At 52.9% G+C, this 14,748-nt stretch carries 13 protein-coding genes; 5 read left to right on the top strand and 8 right to left on the bottom strand.

All coding sequences use genetic code 11. The features are described from left to right. Positions 1–137: 137 nt before the first annotated feature. The 5 genes from ACOQPU_RS24870 (at position 138) to ACOQPU_RS24890 (ending at position 7,550) form a co-directional block, all read left to right on the top strand. Positions 138–1,349, top strand: a complete 1,212-nt coding sequence (locus ACOQPU_RS24870) for an acetyl-CoA C-acetyltransferase (protein ID WP_420642526.1) — start codon at positions 138–140, stop codon at positions 1,347–1,349. A 121-nt stretch (positions 1,350–1,470) separates the two neighbouring features. Further along, entirely contained in the window at positions 1,471–3,606 is a 2,136-nt protein-coding gene (locus tag ACOQPU_RS24875) for a 3-hydroxyacyl-CoA dehydrogenase NAD-binding domain-containing protein (RefSeq protein ID WP_420645871.1), read from the top strand. 105 nt (positions 3,607–3,711) lie between these two features. After that, positions 3,712–5,502 (top strand): FAD-binding oxidoreductase, encoded by a 1,791-nt coding sequence (locus ACOQPU_RS24880; protein ID WP_420642527.1) that lies wholly within the window; start codon positions 3,712–3,714, stop codon positions 5,500–5,502. Positions 5,503–5,518: 16 nt separating this feature from the next. Next, the gene (locus tag ACOQPU_RS24885) at positions 5,519–6,289 is read left to right on the top strand and encodes a hypothetical protein (protein ID WP_420642528.1); all 771 of its coding nucleotides are present in this window, start codon (positions 5,519–5,521) and stop codon (positions 6,287–6,289) included. Positions 6,290–6,473: 184 nt separating this feature from the next. After that, positions 6,474–7,550 (top strand): IS4 family transposase, encoded by a 1,077-nt coding sequence (locus ACOQPU_RS24890; protein ID WP_420640550.1) that lies wholly within the window; start codon positions 6,474–6,476, stop codon positions 7,548–7,550. Positions 7,551–7,624: 74 nt separating this feature from the next. Here ACOQPU_RS24890 and ACOQPU_RS24895 read toward each other — a convergent pair whose 3' ends face one another. The 8 genes from ACOQPU_RS24895 to ACOQPU_RS24930 form a co-directional block, all read right to left on the bottom strand. Next, a complete protein-coding gene (locus ACOQPU_RS24895; protein ID WP_420642529.1) occupies positions 7,625–7,867 on the bottom strand; it encodes a hypothetical protein in 243 nt (80 codons plus the stop codon). A gap of 18 nt (positions 7,868–7,885) precedes the next feature. Continuing rightward, positions 7,886–8,197 (bottom strand): hypothetical protein, encoded by a 312-nt coding sequence (locus tag ACOQPU_RS24900; protein ID WP_420642530.1) that lies wholly within the window; start codon positions 8,195–8,197, stop codon positions 7,886–7,888. A gap of 233 nt (positions 8,198–8,430) precedes the next feature. Then, positions 8,431–8,925 carry an ester cyclase gene (locus ACOQPU_RS24905; protein WP_420642531.1) on the bottom strand — a complete coding sequence of 165 codons (495 nt, stop codon included), beginning with the start codon at positions 8,923–8,925 and terminating at the stop codon, positions 8,431–8,433. A gap of 197 nt (positions 8,926–9,122) precedes the next feature. Beyond that, positions 9,123–10,316, bottom strand: a complete 1,194-nt coding sequence (locus tag ACOQPU_RS24910; RefSeq protein ID WP_420642532.1) for an ester cyclase — start codon at positions 10,314–10,316, stop codon at positions 9,123–9,125. Between the two features lie 104 nt (positions 10,317–10,420). Continuing rightward, entirely contained in the window at positions 10,421–11,428 is a 1,008-nt protein-coding gene (locus tag ACOQPU_RS24915; RefSeq protein ID WP_420642533.1) for a carbohydrate ABC transporter permease, read from the bottom strand. 1 nt (position 11,429) lies between these two features. Further along, a complete protein-coding gene (locus ACOQPU_RS24920) occupies positions 11,430–12,293 on the bottom strand; it encodes a carbohydrate ABC transporter permease (RefSeq protein ID WP_420642534.1) in 864 nt (287 codons plus the stop codon). A 101-nt stretch (positions 12,294–12,394) separates the two neighbouring features. After that, positions 12,395–13,876: an ABC transporter substrate-binding protein gene (locus tag ACOQPU_RS24925; RefSeq protein WP_420642535.1), complete on the bottom strand. Its 1,482-nt coding sequence runs from the start codon at positions 13,874–13,876 to the stop codon at positions 12,395–12,397. Between the two features lie 26 nt (positions 13,877–13,902). Further along, positions 13,903–14,394, bottom strand: a complete 492-nt coding sequence (locus ACOQPU_RS24930; protein ID WP_420642536.1) for an ester cyclase — start codon at positions 14,392–14,394, stop codon at positions 13,903–13,905. Positions 14,395–14,748 lie beyond the last annotated feature (354 nt).

A 14,748-nucleotide genomic window follows, 5' to 3' on the forward strand; every position in this document is an offset into this window, starting at 1 on the left:
TTGTCAAAAACTGATTGGATTCAGGATTGCCAACCTGTAAAATAGGCAAAAGAAATCGGCAAACCACAAAGAAAACCACTTTACCCCTCTCTTTCCTCTGTGGTCTCTGTGGCAAAATCATTTTCTAGGAGCTAGGCATGAGTCAGGAAGCGTATATTTTTGAGGCGATTCGCACCCCGCGTGGGCGGGGCAAGCAAAATGGGTCTTTGCATGAGGTGGCGCCAGTGGAGCTACTGGCCACGCTCATGCGGGAAATGCAGCAGCGGCACAATTTGGATACGTCGCAGGTGAATGACGTAGTGCTGGGCTGCGTGACGCCGATTGGGGATCAGGGGGCGGATGTGGCGAGAACGGCCGTTCTCTACGCCGATTGGGATGTGGATGTGCCAGGGGTGCAGCTCAACCGCTTTTGCGCCTCCGGGCTGGAAGCTGTCAACATGGCTGCCATGAAGGTGCGTTCCGGCTGGGAAGAACTCGTCGTGGCGGGCGGGGTCGAATCCATGTCCCGCATTCCTATGGGCTCTGACGGTGGCGCGATGATGCTAGACCCCAAAGTCAGCAGCAAAGTGAACTTTGTGCCCCAGGGCATCGGGGCGGATTTGATTGCCACGATGGAAGGCTTTAGCCGTGAGGACGTGGACGCCTTTGCCGTCTGTTCGCAGCAGCGGGCTGCCCACGCCTGGGCCAATGGTTACTTCCAAAACTCTGTGGTGCCAGTCCATGACCAAAATGGACTGCCCATCTTGGAAAAAGATGAGCACATTCGGCCAAGTTCAACTGTAGAAGGGCTAGGCAAGCTCAATCCTGCTTTTGCGGCCATCGGCGAGATGGGATTCGACGCCCTGGCACAGCAGGTGTATACCGAGGTCGAGCGCATCAACCACGTACACACGGCAGGCAACTCCTCCGGCATTGTGGATGGGGCGGCTCTGGTGCTAATTGGTTCCAAAGAGAAGGGAGAGGCGTTGGGCTTGAAGCCCCGCGCCAAAATTCGGTCGGCCGCTTTGGTGGGAACGGAGCCAACCATCATGCTCATTGGGCCTGGCCCAGCTTCGCAAAAAGCACTCAAGCTGGCGGGTATGGACGCAAAAGACATTGATTTGTTTGAAATTAATGAAGCGTTTGCCTCCGTGGTGCTGCGCTTCATGCGCGATATGGGCATCGAGGGGGCCGAAAATGTAAACGTCAACGGCGGCGCGATAGCGATGGGGCATCCGCTGGGGGCAACCGGGGGGATGCTGTTGGGTACCGTTCTGGATGAGTTGGAGCGCACCGATTTGTCTACGGCCTTAATTTCATTGTGCGTAGGCGGCGGCATGGGCATTGCCACTGTTATTGAGCGGGTTTGATCCATATCGGTAGGGGCAGACCTCTGTGTCTGCCCTTTGGGTTGGCACGGGGACCAACCCCTACCATTACCTATTTCATTTTAATAGACATTTGTAGCCAACGGTTTAGGTTCATTAGGGGATAAGGATGGCAATTCAATACTCAAAAGATGAGCAGAATATTGTGACGTTGACGCTGGATCGGCCGGGGCGGTCGGCCAACGTAATTAATGCGGAATTTGGCGAGGCGTTGGCGGCAGTTTTGACCCGCTTGCAGGCCGAGCCAGATTTGGCAGGCGTGATTGTCACATCTGCCAAGAAAACGTTTATGGCGGGTGGTGACTTGGGATGGCTGGTCGGCGTGACCGATGCGGCCGAGGTTTTTCAGAGCGCAGAAGCTCTAAAAGCAGGTTTTCGGCAGCTAGAGACGCTGGGCGTGCCAGTCGTGGCGGCTATCAAAGGAGCAGCGTTAGGCGGTGGATTGGAATTGGCGTTGGCCTGTCATCATCGCATCGTGCTGAACAATCCGCGTCTTAAGTTAGGCTTCCCAGAAGTGACGCTAGGATTGCTGCCCGGTGGTGGTGGCGTAACCCGCCTGCCACGCATGATTGGGCTGCAAGCATCGTTTCCGCTCCTCACTGAGGGCACACGACTTGATCCGGTTGCGGCGAAATCCGCCGGGCTGGTGGATGCTTTGGCTGAGAATGAGGCCGATCTACTAACCCAGGCGCGAGAATGGATTGCGGCCAATCCGAAGGCGGCACAACCGTGGGACAAGCCGGGCTACCGCATCCCCGGCGGCGATCCGCGTAAGCCACACGTGGGACAGATGCTTATGGTGGCGCCAGCAATGATTAAGAAGCGCACCTACGGCAATTACCCCGCCCCGGAAGCGATTTTGAGCGTGATGGCGGAAGGGACGGTGGTTGATTTTGAGACGGCCAGCCGCATTGAGTCCCGCTATTTTGCTCAGCTAGCTACCAGCCAGGTGGCGAAAAATATGATTCAGGCGTTTTGGTTCCAGCTAAACAAGATTAGCGCGGGCGCCAGCCGCCCGGCCGACGTGCCGCCGCAAGAGACCCGCAAAGTGGGTGTGCTGGGCGCGGGGATGATGGGGCATGGGATTGCTTACGTAACGGCCGTTTCTGGCATAGATGTCGTCCTCAAAGATGTCACCTTAGAGCAGGCGGAAGCAGGCAAAGCGAAAATTGAGAAATTGCTGGACAAGCGCGTCGCCAAAGGCAAGCTGTCTGCTGAGAAGCGAGAGGCCGCCCTGGTGCGGGTGCAGCCCACGGCCGACGCGGCCGATCTGGCGGGCTGTGATTTGATTATTGAGGCAGTTTTTGAGGATCGCGGATTAAAAGCGAAAGTGACGCAGGAAGCGGAGGACGTGGTAGCGGAAACGGCCGTCTTCGCCAGCAACACCTCTACCTTACCGATTACTGGACTGGCCTCGCAATCGAAACGGCCGCAAAACTTTGTGGGGCTGCACTTTTTCTCCCCGGTGGAGCGGATGAAGCTGGTGGAAATCATCACCGGCCAGGAAACAAGCGCGGAAACATTGGCAAAGGCCTTCGACTTTGTGCTGAAGATCCGCAAAACGCCGATTGTAGTGAACGACAGCCGAGGTTTTTACACTTCGTGGGTATTTGCCACTTACGTGAAGGAAGGGTTAGCATTGCTTGGCGAAGGGCAGCACCCTCGTGCCATCGAGGCGGCAGGGTTGCAGGCGGGGATGCCGGTTGGCCCCTTGGCACTGTCTGACGAGGTGAGTCTGGGGCTGATGCTGCACATTCGGGAGCAGACGCGCAAAGATATGGGGGCGGAGGGCAAGGCGATGCCAGCCCATCCCTCTGATGAGGTTTTGGATGCGATGACGGGGGAATACGGCCGTTACGGCAAAGCACACGGTGCAGGATTTTATGAATACCCAGAAGGTGGCAAAAAGCATCTGTGGCCGGAACTGCAAACGATTTTTCCGCCGCAGGGTGAGCCACTGTGCCAAACGGAGATGATCGAGCGCATGATGTTTGTGCAGGCTCTGGAAACGGTGCGCTGCCTGGAGGAAAACGTGGTTACCAGCGTGGCCGATGCCAACATCGGGGCTATTTTTGGCTGGGGCTTTGCGCCTTTCAAAGGTGGGACGCTGCAATACATCAACGATTATGGCGTTGCGGCATTTGCACAGCGCAGTCAAGAGCTGACTGAGAACTATGGCGAACGCTTTGCGCCGCCTGCTCGCTTGATGGCGATGGCTGCGAACAACGAACAGTTTTAGGTGAATTTTGCCAGGATCGCCAATCTGACTGATAATGCATGGTGGCTATGAAAGCATTTGCTTTTACTGGCTATAAAACAACATTTTAGGAAGAGAGAAAGCGAAATGGCAGACAAATCACTTGATGGCAGTTCAAGTGGCGAAGATATTCGTTACGATCATAAATGGGGCTTCACCGACACCTACTTCAAGCTGAATCCTGACAAAACCGTGACCGTCACCGGCAGCCGGTACGCGCTGTCTGGCACGGTGATGCACGAGTTTTTACCCTTCGTCGAAGAAATGCTCGACATCAAGCTCGACTACGACAACTTGAAGCCCATTGTGCAAGAGAAGCCTGTGCCCCCAGCCAGGCTGAATGATGACTTTTACCAGGCCGTCCAAACCCAACTTTCCCCAGAAAAAGTTTCTGTTGATGATCGCCAGCGGCTGATCCACAGCCACGGCCAGACGACGGCCGACGAGGTGTACAAGGTTCTTTACGGTGCGCTGGATCGGGTAGTAGACATGGTGCTTTTCCCGGAGAGCCAGCAAGATGTAGAGCTGATTGTCGAGCTGGCTGGACAGCATGATGTTTGCCTGGTGCCTTATGGCGGTGGCACAAGCGTTAGCTGCGCTTTGCAGCTACCGCAAAACGAAACCCGCTCTATCGTTTCTGTAGATATGCGCCGCATGAACAAAATTTTGTGGATTGACCACGAGAATTTCCGGGCAGGCGTGCAGGCGGGCATCTCGGGCAAGGATTTGGAAGAGCGGCTGGAGCGAGTGGGCTACACCAGTGGTCACGAGCCGGACAGCTTGGAATTGTCCACGCTGGGAGGCTGGATTGCCACAAACGCCAGCGGCATGAAGAAAAACAAGTACGGCAATATTGAGGATATTGTTGAATCGGTGACGATGGTAACCTCTAACGGGATTATCGAACAAGGGCCAGCCATGCCCCGCCAATCGCTGGGCATTGACCCCAAGCATGTTGCTTTTGGCAGTGAGGGGAACTTGGGCATTATTACCAGCGCAGTCATCAAAATTCACAAGTTACCTGAGGCCAAGAAGTATGGCTCTTTGGTGTTTCCAACTTTCCAGAAGGGGACAGAGTTTTTGTATGAATTGAGTCAAACGGGAACCCTGCCTGCCAGTATTCGTCTGCTGGATAACATTCAATTCCGCTTTGGCTCTGCGCTAAAAGGAGAGCCTACCCGAATGGAAGCGATTGTTGGGGACATTCAGAAATTTTTCTTGCTGAAAGTGAAGGGGTTTGATCCCAATGAGCTGTGTGCCGCTACGATTGTGATGGAAGGAACGCAGGAAGAGGTTAATTACCAATCGAAGCTGATCAATCGGTTGGCCAAGCGGTATGGCGGCATTGCTGGCGGCTCCACCAATGGGCAGCGAGGCTATATGCTGACCTATGCGATTGCCTACATTCGGGACTTTTTGACGGACTTCCACATTATTGGCGAGACGTATGAGACGACGGTGCCGTGGAACAAGGTGCAGGCGGTGATTGATGCGGTGGCGGCGCAGGTGGAGCAGAAGCATAAAGAGTATGGGTTACCAGGACGGCCGTATATCTCCCCCCGTATCACTCAGCTATACCACACCGGGGTATGCATTTACTTCACGCATGGTTTTTCGACGATGGGTGTTGAGAATCCAGATGAGGTTTTTAGCAAGATTGAACATACGCTGCGGGAAACGATTATGGCCGCAGGTGGTTCGATTTCACATCATCATGGCGTCGGCAAAATTCGCAAGGATTTTATGAAGCACGCCATTTCGCCAGCAGCCACCCAGCTTATTAAAGAGATTAAACAAGCAAACGATCCGCAAAATATTTTTGGTATTCGGAACAACGTTTTTGCGGAGTCGACAGAGCCAGAATTGGCAGCAGAGTAGTGGAAGAGGAGCTGAAATGAATAATAAAGCATTGCGCGGCGTCTTGATCGGCGCATTTGGCGCGTTGATTCTAATTCTGATTGTAGCGATTGTATTGTTGGTTCAGGAGAGTAGGAATACAGGCGATTCTGCTGAGCCAACAGCGGTGGCGGATAATCCGACTGATGAGCCAGAGGCAGATACGGCCGTTCCTGCTTCGCCAACTGTTTTACCACCGGCCATTGTTGAGATTTTGCCGACCAACACGCTGGAACCAACCAGTACGGCCACGGCAACAGCCGTGCCTACGGAGACACCGCTACCTACCAACACGGCAACGGCCGTTCCCCCAACTTCTGCACCGCCAACGGCTGTGCCAGTAACCAATACGCCCGTTCCCCCCACCAATACGCCGGTTCCGGCAGGGCCACAGCCCACCAACGCCAATGGGATCGTTGGACAAAGTTTCGTCCTGCAGGATTGGCGGACGTCGCTAACGCCTGGCGGGCAAATTTGGTATGAGTGGCGGGTAGGGAATACGTCTGGTGCGGGTGTGCCTTATTCCACCATTGGCGTCATGCCTCGGCGCAACGGGCAGGATATTGTGGCCTGGTACCAAAATAACTGGGGCGGCAACAATGACGTGATGCCACCAGAGGGGCTTAGCTGGCCGTCGTGGATGTCTATCCCCGAGGCGGGCGATTATACGATTCGTCTGGTGGTATGTTTTGATGGTTTCCAGAACTGCCTAAGTGGGGGTGGTACTTTCTTCACGCTGTCTCAAGAGATTCCAGTTAGCATTCGGTAATCTTGATCTGCCTTGTCCTAAAAAAGTTCACTTTTGTTTGGTGGATTTTATGGGTAACAAAAAACGGCCGTTATTGAAAATGTAATCCTTTGTCTAGCTACATATCACTTTGAACATTAAAAAAAGAAGGTTGGGCATCAACTCCGATAAAATTGTTTTGACGAACAAACATATCAAGGAGTAAATGATGCCAAACAACCTTCAAACCTATCATAAAACGTTGACCCAACTTTGCCAATGGTTGCCAAAAGAACGGATAACGCGATTGCGAAATATGGCGTTGCTGATGTTGGGCTTGCAGTTGAGTGGGGCAGTCAACCTGCCTCTGGTGGTGCGGAAATGGCCGTTGCCGGGAAAAATACCAAGCCTGACCAACCGCTTGCGCCGCTTTTTGAATAATAAGCATCTCCATGTTCGAGATTGGTATCATCCATTGGCGCAACAGTTGGTACGCTCCTTTGCTGGACGAGACATTCGCTTGGTGATTGATTGCACGAAAGTTGGCTTTCATTTTCGGATGATGATGATTGGCATGGCCTACAAAAAACGAACACTGCCCCTGGTTTGGAGTATCCACAAAGGCCGAAAAGGGCATGTTGGTCTTGAGGAGCAGTTGAAGTTGTTCAAGTATGTCCAAACGCTGCTGCCAGCCAGAGCGCAGGTGTGGGTCATGGGAGATGCTGGCTTTGAATCGATTCACCTGGCTAGCTGGTTGCGTCGTCAAGGTTGGTCGTTTGTCATTCGACAAAACGGCCGTACCCAAGTGCGTTGGCAAGGACAGCCATGGGTGAAGTTGAGTCAATTGCCAATAGAAGAAGGCGAAACCCGCGCTATTGGCTGGGTGCGCGTCACCGCCAGCTATGATGTAGGCTGGTATTTCTTGGTTTTGCACTGGGAGCAAGGCGAAGAAGACTCTTGGTATCTTCTTAGCAACCACCCTTCTGTCGGCCAACTGATTCGTTATTACAAAATGCGGATGTGGATTGAAGAAATGTATGGTGACATGAAAGGTCATGGGTTTGATTTGGAAGCAACTCATCTTAATGATTGCGACCGCATTTCTCGCTTGGTTTTGGCCGTTTGTTTGACCTTTGTTTGGGTCATCACTTTGGGCAGTTGGGTTGTGAAACGCGGGTTTCGTCATTTGCTTGACCATAAGAGTCGTCGGGACAAAAGTTATTTTCGTTTGGGCTGGGACTGGATTGAGCGTTGTTTACGCTTGGATCTCCCTGTTCCCATCCATTTTGTCCCCTATTTTTGAAAGTGATATGTAGCTAGATCCTTTGTAAATCTTTCAGGATGAGGTTTACGCACCTCTCAAGGCCTTTCAATAGATTAAAAATCTTCCTGAGCTCTCCACATACCTGATATCGGATCATCAGGCCCGTCTATAAGAGAAAGTAATTCTTTTGCAAATATTTTGGCGTTATTATTTGTAAACTTCACTACAATTTCAGAGCTTTCTTTAATTGTCGTACCTGTTTTCCTAAACTGTATCAATATGTGGTTGTCATCTTCAACTTGTAACAAGACCTCGCGCTCAATTCCGAGGTTGAGTGTGGATGCTTTTTTACTCATTTTCTATCTACTACAATATTATTGCGGGTGTTTCACTCGCCATAGTTCATTGCTCAAGTGTTCGTCAACCAACTCTTTGAATTTTTCGAGATAAGGCCCCATTTCCTCTGCCATTTCATCCCATTCCTCCCAACCTTTTTGGAGATCGTCTAAGGATTCAAACTCTAACTCAAAGCAAAATGCGCGATATTTTTGCCCTACATAGGTAAAATAATGCCGCATTTTGTTGGCCCGTGGAAATTTAAATTCCTTTGACCAATTATCAAGCAATTCTTGCAATTCATGATAACGTCCTTTTTTACATAGCACGGTTTGACGTTCTACAAACATGCTAATCTCCTTTTGTTGACCAGCAGAAAGAGGCATGAGCCGTCCCCGCAGCATTCTTCATTTCTGGGCAGGGCAGTTGCTGTCCCAGCCGACAAGCCTTTCGTCAGTTGCTTCTGGAAGAAGAAATTGCCAGACAACCTTGCTCGTGCCAAGCAACCGAGGCTGAGGTGTGAGCCACAACGTGAACTTGCCCCTTCACCGGGGCATCGCAGGCTCTTGCCAGCCAGCGGATATCAGTCCGTCTCCACGCTGTCAAAGAACTCAGGCGGCTTGGAGCCGATGAATGCGAGTACCTTTTCGATGTCGTAGCCCACTTGCTCCAGAAAGCCCAGGATGTCGAAAAGTACCCAGTTCAAATGCAGCTTGTCCCCTTTGACTTGCCAGAAATCCATGTAGCGCAACTTGATTGTTTTTCCGCTGGCGGGAATACCGAGCCATTCTCCGGTGTGGGTGGCATACTCAAAGCCGTAGGCCGCTACATAGTCCCCTTCAGCGATTCGGATATCGTCGATGCATTCTTTGGAGCTAAAAGCCTTCTTGAAAGGTACGCGCAGTACTTTCTCGAACTCCTTGATGCCCCGCAGGGTGCCTATTCCCGCTGGCCCATCCCAGACCATGTCCTCGGTCCAAAACTCATCCATAATCCCGAACACGCCCGTGTTGAGGCCATCGTACATACGTGCGACAAGGTCTTTGTTTTTTTCTTCTTTGCTTTTTTCTTTAGACATAAATCTTATCTCCTAGTATCTTTTTCTAGCGTTGATTTATTGGTTCTAATAAATTCAACTGGTTGGTAATATTGTCCACAAGAAGATCGCATCCGCGAAGGACACCTAGGAACACGAAGAGAAAATCTTGGTATGTTCTAGTCCTTCATGAAACCAAAAATTCAGCTTGGTTCCGGCTTACTCGGATTATGATCAAGCTAATCACGATAGATCTGCTGCATAACCGCGAATTCGTTGAAAAGCATCCACTCTTCAACGATTATGCCGTCCTTGATGTGGTGTTGGGTGATGCCCCACATATAGATGCGCCGGCCGGTGGGTGGTCCGTAAATGCCCATGCCACGGTGCGTCCCGACGATGCTCCAGCGAACCGAGGTCAGGTAGCCATCCCGATCGTTGCCCATCCAATAAATGTCGTCGATTTGATGCACTAAATCGGGGAACATCGCCATTATAGATAAGATGAACGATTTATACTCGCCCCGGCCATAGTACACACGACCAGTCGATCCCCGGAAGCGCAAAGTCGGTGCATAGGCGGCATCCACGTTACTCAACATGCGCCAGTTCCAGATGTAGTGGTAAGCGCGTCGAACAAAGTCCTCCACGTCAAAACCGTCCGACGCTTTAGGAAGCATATGCGGCGGCTTGCCCTGCCCTGGCAGGCGCTCCGGCTCGCCAAAGCGCATATCGTTCAGTCCATCCAGTTCGGTTTGGTTCCCAAACTCACGGGCTTTCTCGCGCAGGTCGAAGCCGAGCTGGTGGATCAAGCTGGCGGTATCGTAGAGTACCCACTCTTCGAAGATTTCGTTCTCCAGGGCGATGCAGTTGGCGATGCACCACAACGTCACCTTGCTACCGGTTGGTGGGCCATACCGACTGTAGCCAGTGTTGTGCCCAATAAGAACTGCACGGTGTGAGGTATGAAAGCCTACTTCGTCGTCGCCCGCCCAGATGATTTCATCAGCATACCCGCGCACATTGGGAAAGGCGTTGATTGTGTGGATGGTGTCCGCGACGATCTTGTCCCGGCCGTATTGTAGGCCGGAATCATCGTAAACGTGAGAGTTGTGTTTGTAGGTATCGTAGATATAGCCAATGTCCTTTTCTTCCCAGATGCGGTGCGTAATGCGGACGATGTAGTCAATGATGTCAACGTAAGTGTCTTCAAAGCCTCGCATGCGCTGCACACCCTGCGTAGCGGGGTTCAGCAACTGGCGATCGGTGCCTCCTTTTGTCGCCAAAGAGATAGCGAAGTCGTTTGGCATCAGCCGTGGCTCGCCCTTCGGTTTCAGAGTGTGCGAGTTGGCCTGCGCTTTAGAGGTACGTGTGGCAGACCCCTCATTTTTGGCTTGTTTCTGTTGGGTCTGATCCTTCTTTTTAGCTGTCATTTTAATTTCCTCCTTTTTCGAAAAAGGTGGCGAAGCCCTTTTTGTCAATGGGGCGCGGATTGGTCGCTCATGAACAGCATCCCTTGCAACCCCAGACGTCTGGCTCAGCCCTTCACTGCCCCGGCCGACAAGCCCTTCACCAGTTGCTTCTGGAAGAAGATAATCACCAATACGATCGGGATAGTGCTGGACACGGCCGCTGCAGCCTGCATTGCTATCTGGCCCGTGACCTTCGCACCGCCGACAAACTGGACCATCGCCAACGGGAGTGTCCACTTTGACTGGGTGAGTATTCTTACCAACAAGAACTCGTGGTAGGCGAGCAACAGCGTGAATAGCGCCACCGCGACAATGCCCGGCCACATGATCGGGATGATCACCTTCAAGAACGCCTCGAGCCGGGAGGCACCATCGATCATAGCTGACTCCTCAATTTCGCGAGGTATATCCATGAAGAAACTACGCAACAACCAGATTGTGAACGGTTGGTTTACTGCCACCAGGGCAATAATCACCAGGAAGTAGGTGTCGTGCAGGCCACTTATCCTGCCCATCCAAAAGTAGGGAAGTAAGAACGCCAACCTGGGCAGGGCTCGAAAAGCGAGTGCCACGAGCAGTATGACCACGCCAGCTATCCCAGAGTAGCGCGCCAGCGCATAACCAGCAAGACAACCGATGCTGACCGAGATGGCGACCGCCCCTACGGCCACAATCAGCGAATTCACAAAGTAGTCATAGAACTCTGCCGTATCCACGATCTTGGGGATGCCCCAAATGATCGCGATCACAGCACCCAGGATACCGACGTAGATGATCTTTCTCGGGATGGGCAGTCGTTCCGCAAAGACACCAAGGAGTACCAGGACGACGATTACGCCCATCAGACCGGTAGCGAGTACTGCGAGGTTGTCGGGGGTCGAGTCCAACCACAGGCGGCCATAGCTCTCGAGGGTAGGTTCGAAAACAAACAGCGGAATGGGCGCGGCCGCCTGCCGTTGCGTCTTGAACGACTGGAGCGTTGTCCAGAGAAAGGGGACGAGGCTGTACAGCAGGAACAGTATCAGAAATACGTAGATGGCGAACCGGCCGATAGGATTCTTGATGGGCTGCATGTCAGCGCTCCTCGATCTGCTCGCGGTAGGTCAAAATGAGAAAAGGGATGACCACCACGAAGATCCCGATCACCGTTAGGATGGCCATCGCGCTTCCCTTTCCCAAGCGCCCCACGGTCATCGCCACTTTGAAGTTATAGGTCAAGACGGAGTCAGCTTTGAAAATCGGATTCAGCTCAGTCAGGATGAAAACGCTGTCGAAGAGGCGGTAGAAATCCATGAGCGCGACTAGGGCCTCCAGCACGATCAATGACCTCAAGTGGGGAATAACAACGTAGCGGATCTGCTGCAACCTGTTGGCGCCATCGATTCCCGAAGCGTCAACCAGCTCCCCTGGCAGCGTCTGCAGGCCGGCAAAAAAGATGAGCAGGGCAAACGGCGTGCTCACCCAGATCGTGTGCATTATGATAAGCGCCTTCACAGAGGGCTCTGTGAAGATAAAGCGCTGTCCAACGATCTCGCTGAAGAACCACGCAAACAAGCCCGCCGGCTCAAACAGTTGCCTGAACATGAGTGTCCCCACGACGGGGACCACGATCATGGGCATCAGCATCCCGGGCAGGAAGACATCCCGCATCTTGCCCTTTATCTGGTCGAGCAGCAACGCTACGACCAAACCGATTGTGATATGCACCGGGACACAGATCGCGGCGATCAGCAGCGTGAACTCGAGCGCCTGCCAGAACCGCACATCGGAAAGAACTTCCAGGTAGTTTGCGAGACCGACGAAATTCGGCGTGTCGAAGGTGCGAAAAGTGATGAAGTTAAGACCCAGCCAGACCGCCATCACCAGAGGCAAGGTCATAAGCGCAACCATCACGATGTTGCTCGGAGCAGTATACCTGAAGAACGTTCCTCGTTTCATAGCCCTTTCCCTTTCTTCGCGTCTTAGGTTTTGGCTCAGTTCGGAAGGAGGAGGTTGCGCCCGATAGACCAATCCGGGCGCAACCTTCATCATTGTGTTGACTAGGGAAGGAAGCCCTGGGCGGTTGCTTCGGTGATATACTCCTCGGCCGCTGCATCCAATGCCTCTTGCGGCGTCATTTCGCCAGTGCCTATGAATGGCAGCCAGTTCCAGAGGGCGGACTGAGCCAGGGCCACCGCCGGGTTGGGGTCATAGATGCCCACGCCATTGGCGATGGTCTCGTTGGCGGCCGCCGCATTGGGTACGCCTTGAGGGACTGACAATCGGGTCATGGATTGAATCTCCGCGCCCTCCTCTTGGCTCTGCCTATCCGTCGCCTCCATTATTACTCGGAAGACGAGATCTGGGTCAACCTCGCTCGTCACTGGAATGGTCCAGTAGTCGTGCCAGGCACTGCCTCCCAGCAGTCCCCCAGGGTTGGGAGCGGCCGCTGGTGCGGACTCAACTAGGCCGACTACATCCGACGTCTCAGGATCGTCAAAGATAGTACTTTGACTCCCCCAAGTGTGTATGAACGCGAGCGTACCAGTCGCCAGACCGTTCGCACTATCCTCGATACTATAGGTGAGGCCCTCGGGCCCCATGCAGGCGTCGATAACCTCTTTTATCTGGGTAGCGGCAGTGACACCCTCTGGGCCATTGAATGCCGGCGTGTTATCGTCGTTGAGGTAGTCTCCCCCGTAGGACCGGAGGAAGGAGAAGAACCTGAACTCCCACGCCCAGCCAGCATGCACTTGCATGGTGAATGGAAGAGTGATGCTGGGCTCATCCTTCAGGACCTCACACGCCGCGATCACCTCATCGTACGTAGTTGGCGGTTCTAGGTCATATTTCTCGAACAGGTCCGACCGGTAATAGAGGTGCAGCGTGTTGGACATAAACGGGATGCCGTAAACTTGGCCGTCAATGGTGGCACCCTCCCAAGCCTTGGGCGAGTGGTCGTCCAGGTCGTACTCCTCACCGTACTTATCGATCAAATCGTTGAGTGGCAAGAGCCAGCCCGCCGAGCCCCACTCGACGAGCTCGGTATTGGACGCATGCACTATCTGGTACGGCGATTCGCCGCCCCCTGATAGCGCCAGGCGAACCTGTTCCGTTACGCTAACGAAGTCCAGGATCTGCGAGTTGACCTCAAGATTCTCCACGTCTTCACACTTCGCAAACTCGTCGGCATAGAAATGCGTAACGAGACCTGCCCAGGCAATGGTGTTGATGGTGGACGGAGACTCGGGTGCCTCGAGGTTACAAGCCGTGGGGTCGACGGAGACCTCAGTCGTAGCCTCGACTTCGACAGTCTCATCAACCGTCTCGAGTTCTGATGTGGGGCTACAGGCGGAGAGTACGATGGATAACACCAGCATGGTAGCGATTAACAATTTCCACAGATAGTTCTTGTTTGAGATAAACATCTCTTCCTTACCTCCTTTGTGCTTCTTGAGAAACAGACTACGGCCGTTCCTTTCAGGTATCGGTTGCAACCGTTGTTTTTGCTTTTCACCTCCTTCCCCCTTCACCGGGAGCATCGCAGGCTCTCGCCAACCATCGGGTATTAGTCCGTCTCCACGCCGTCAAAGAACTCAGGCGGCTTGGAGCCGATAAATGCGAGCACCTTGTCGATGTCGTAGCCTAATTGTTCCAAAAAGTCCAGGATGTCGATGAGCACCCAGTTCTCAGCCAGCTTGTCCCCCTTGACGTGCCAGAAATCCATGTAGCGTATCTTGACTGATTTTCCGCTGGCGGGAATACCGAGCCAGTCTCCGGTGTGGGTGGCATGCTGATAGCCGTGGGCGGCTACATAGTCTCCCTCAGCGATACGAATCTCGTCGCGGGCCACTTTGTCGGGAAAGGCATGGTTGAAGGGTCGCAGCGCCTCATCGAACTCCTCGACGCCGTGTAGGGTGCCGATACCCGCTGGACCGTACCAGCTCATGTCCTTTGTCCAAAACTCCGGCATAAGCCCGATCACGGTCTTGTTGAGGGCCTCATACATACGTGCGACCAGGTCTTTGTTTTTTTCTTCTTTGCTTTTTTCAGCAGACATTATTTCATCTCCTTCTTACCTATCAGTCTATCAGCCATCAGCTAGCTGCTAGCTGCTAGCTATTATCAATTTATACCTGAGTGTCCCTGTTCGGTCAAGCCATCCATTCTGGCGATCAGGGTTTTTGAGTAAAAAGAAAGGCTCAACTATGAAATGTGTGCAGCTTGTCTGGAAGTGACTGTCACATTGGCACACACTTTTCACCCATGAGCCAAAAGAAAAATACACAAAAAGCACTACTTTGTTAAAAAGATTATCATCACAAAACCAAACCAAGTTGAGGTAGTGTGTGGGTTAACCTCTCGTCTATCTCAAAAAGCAACGGCTGAACAACTGCCTGGCTGGATTAGGCTC

Source organism: Candidatus Leptofilum sp. (assembly GCF_965223285.1).
In the GTDB taxonomy this organism is placed as follows: Bacteria; Chloroflexota; Anaerolineae; order Promineifilales; family Promineifilaceae; genus Leptofilum.

Bases quoted from the DNA above. Each gene is read 5' to 3' on its own strand.
- ACOQPU_RS24870 (WP_420642526.1), top strand. From the start codon at position 138: ATGAGTCAGGAAGCGTATATTTTTGAGGCGATTCGCACCCCGCGTGGG.
- ACOQPU_RS24880 (WP_420642527.1), top strand. From the start codon at position 3,712: ATGGCAGACAAATCACTTGATGGCAGTTCAAGTGGCGAAGATATTCGT.
- ACOQPU_RS24885 (WP_420642528.1), top strand. From the start codon at position 5,519: ATGAATAATAAAGCATTGCGCGGCGTCTTGATCGGCGCATTTGGCGCG.
- ACOQPU_RS24890 (WP_420640550.1), top strand. From the start codon at position 6,474: ATGATGCCAAACAACCTTCAAACCTATCATAAAACGTTGACCCAACTT.
- ACOQPU_RS24895 (WP_420642529.1), bottom strand. From the start codon at position 7,867: ATGAGTAAAAAAGCATCCACACTCAACCTCGGAATTGAGCGCGAGGTC.
- ACOQPU_RS24900 (WP_420642530.1), bottom strand. From the start codon at position 8,197: ATGTTTGTAGAACGTCAAACCGTGCTATGTAAAAAAGGACGTTATCAT.
- ACOQPU_RS24905 (WP_420642531.1), bottom strand. From the start codon at position 8,925: ATGTCTAAAGAAAAAAGCAAAGAAGAAAAAAACAAAGACCTTGTCGCA.
- ACOQPU_RS24910 (WP_420642532.1), bottom strand. From the start codon at position 10,316: ATGACAGCTAAAAAGAAGGATCAGACCCAACAGAAACAAGCCAAAAAT.
- ACOQPU_RS24915 (WP_420642533.1), bottom strand. From the start codon at position 11,428: ATGCAGCCCATCAAGAATCCTATCGGCCGGTTCGCCATCTACGTATTT.
- ACOQPU_RS24920 (WP_420642534.1), bottom strand. From the start codon at position 12,293: ATGAAACGAGGAACGTTCTTCAGGTATACTGCTCCGAGCAACATCGTG.
- ACOQPU_RS24925 (WP_420642535.1), bottom strand. From the start codon at position 13,876: ATGCTCCCGGTGAAGGGGGAAGGAGGTGAAAAGCAAAAACAACGGTTG.
- ACOQPU_RS24930 (WP_420642536.1), bottom strand. From the start codon at position 14,394: ATGTCTGCTGAAAAAAGCAAAGAAGAAAAAAACAAAGACCTGGTCGCA.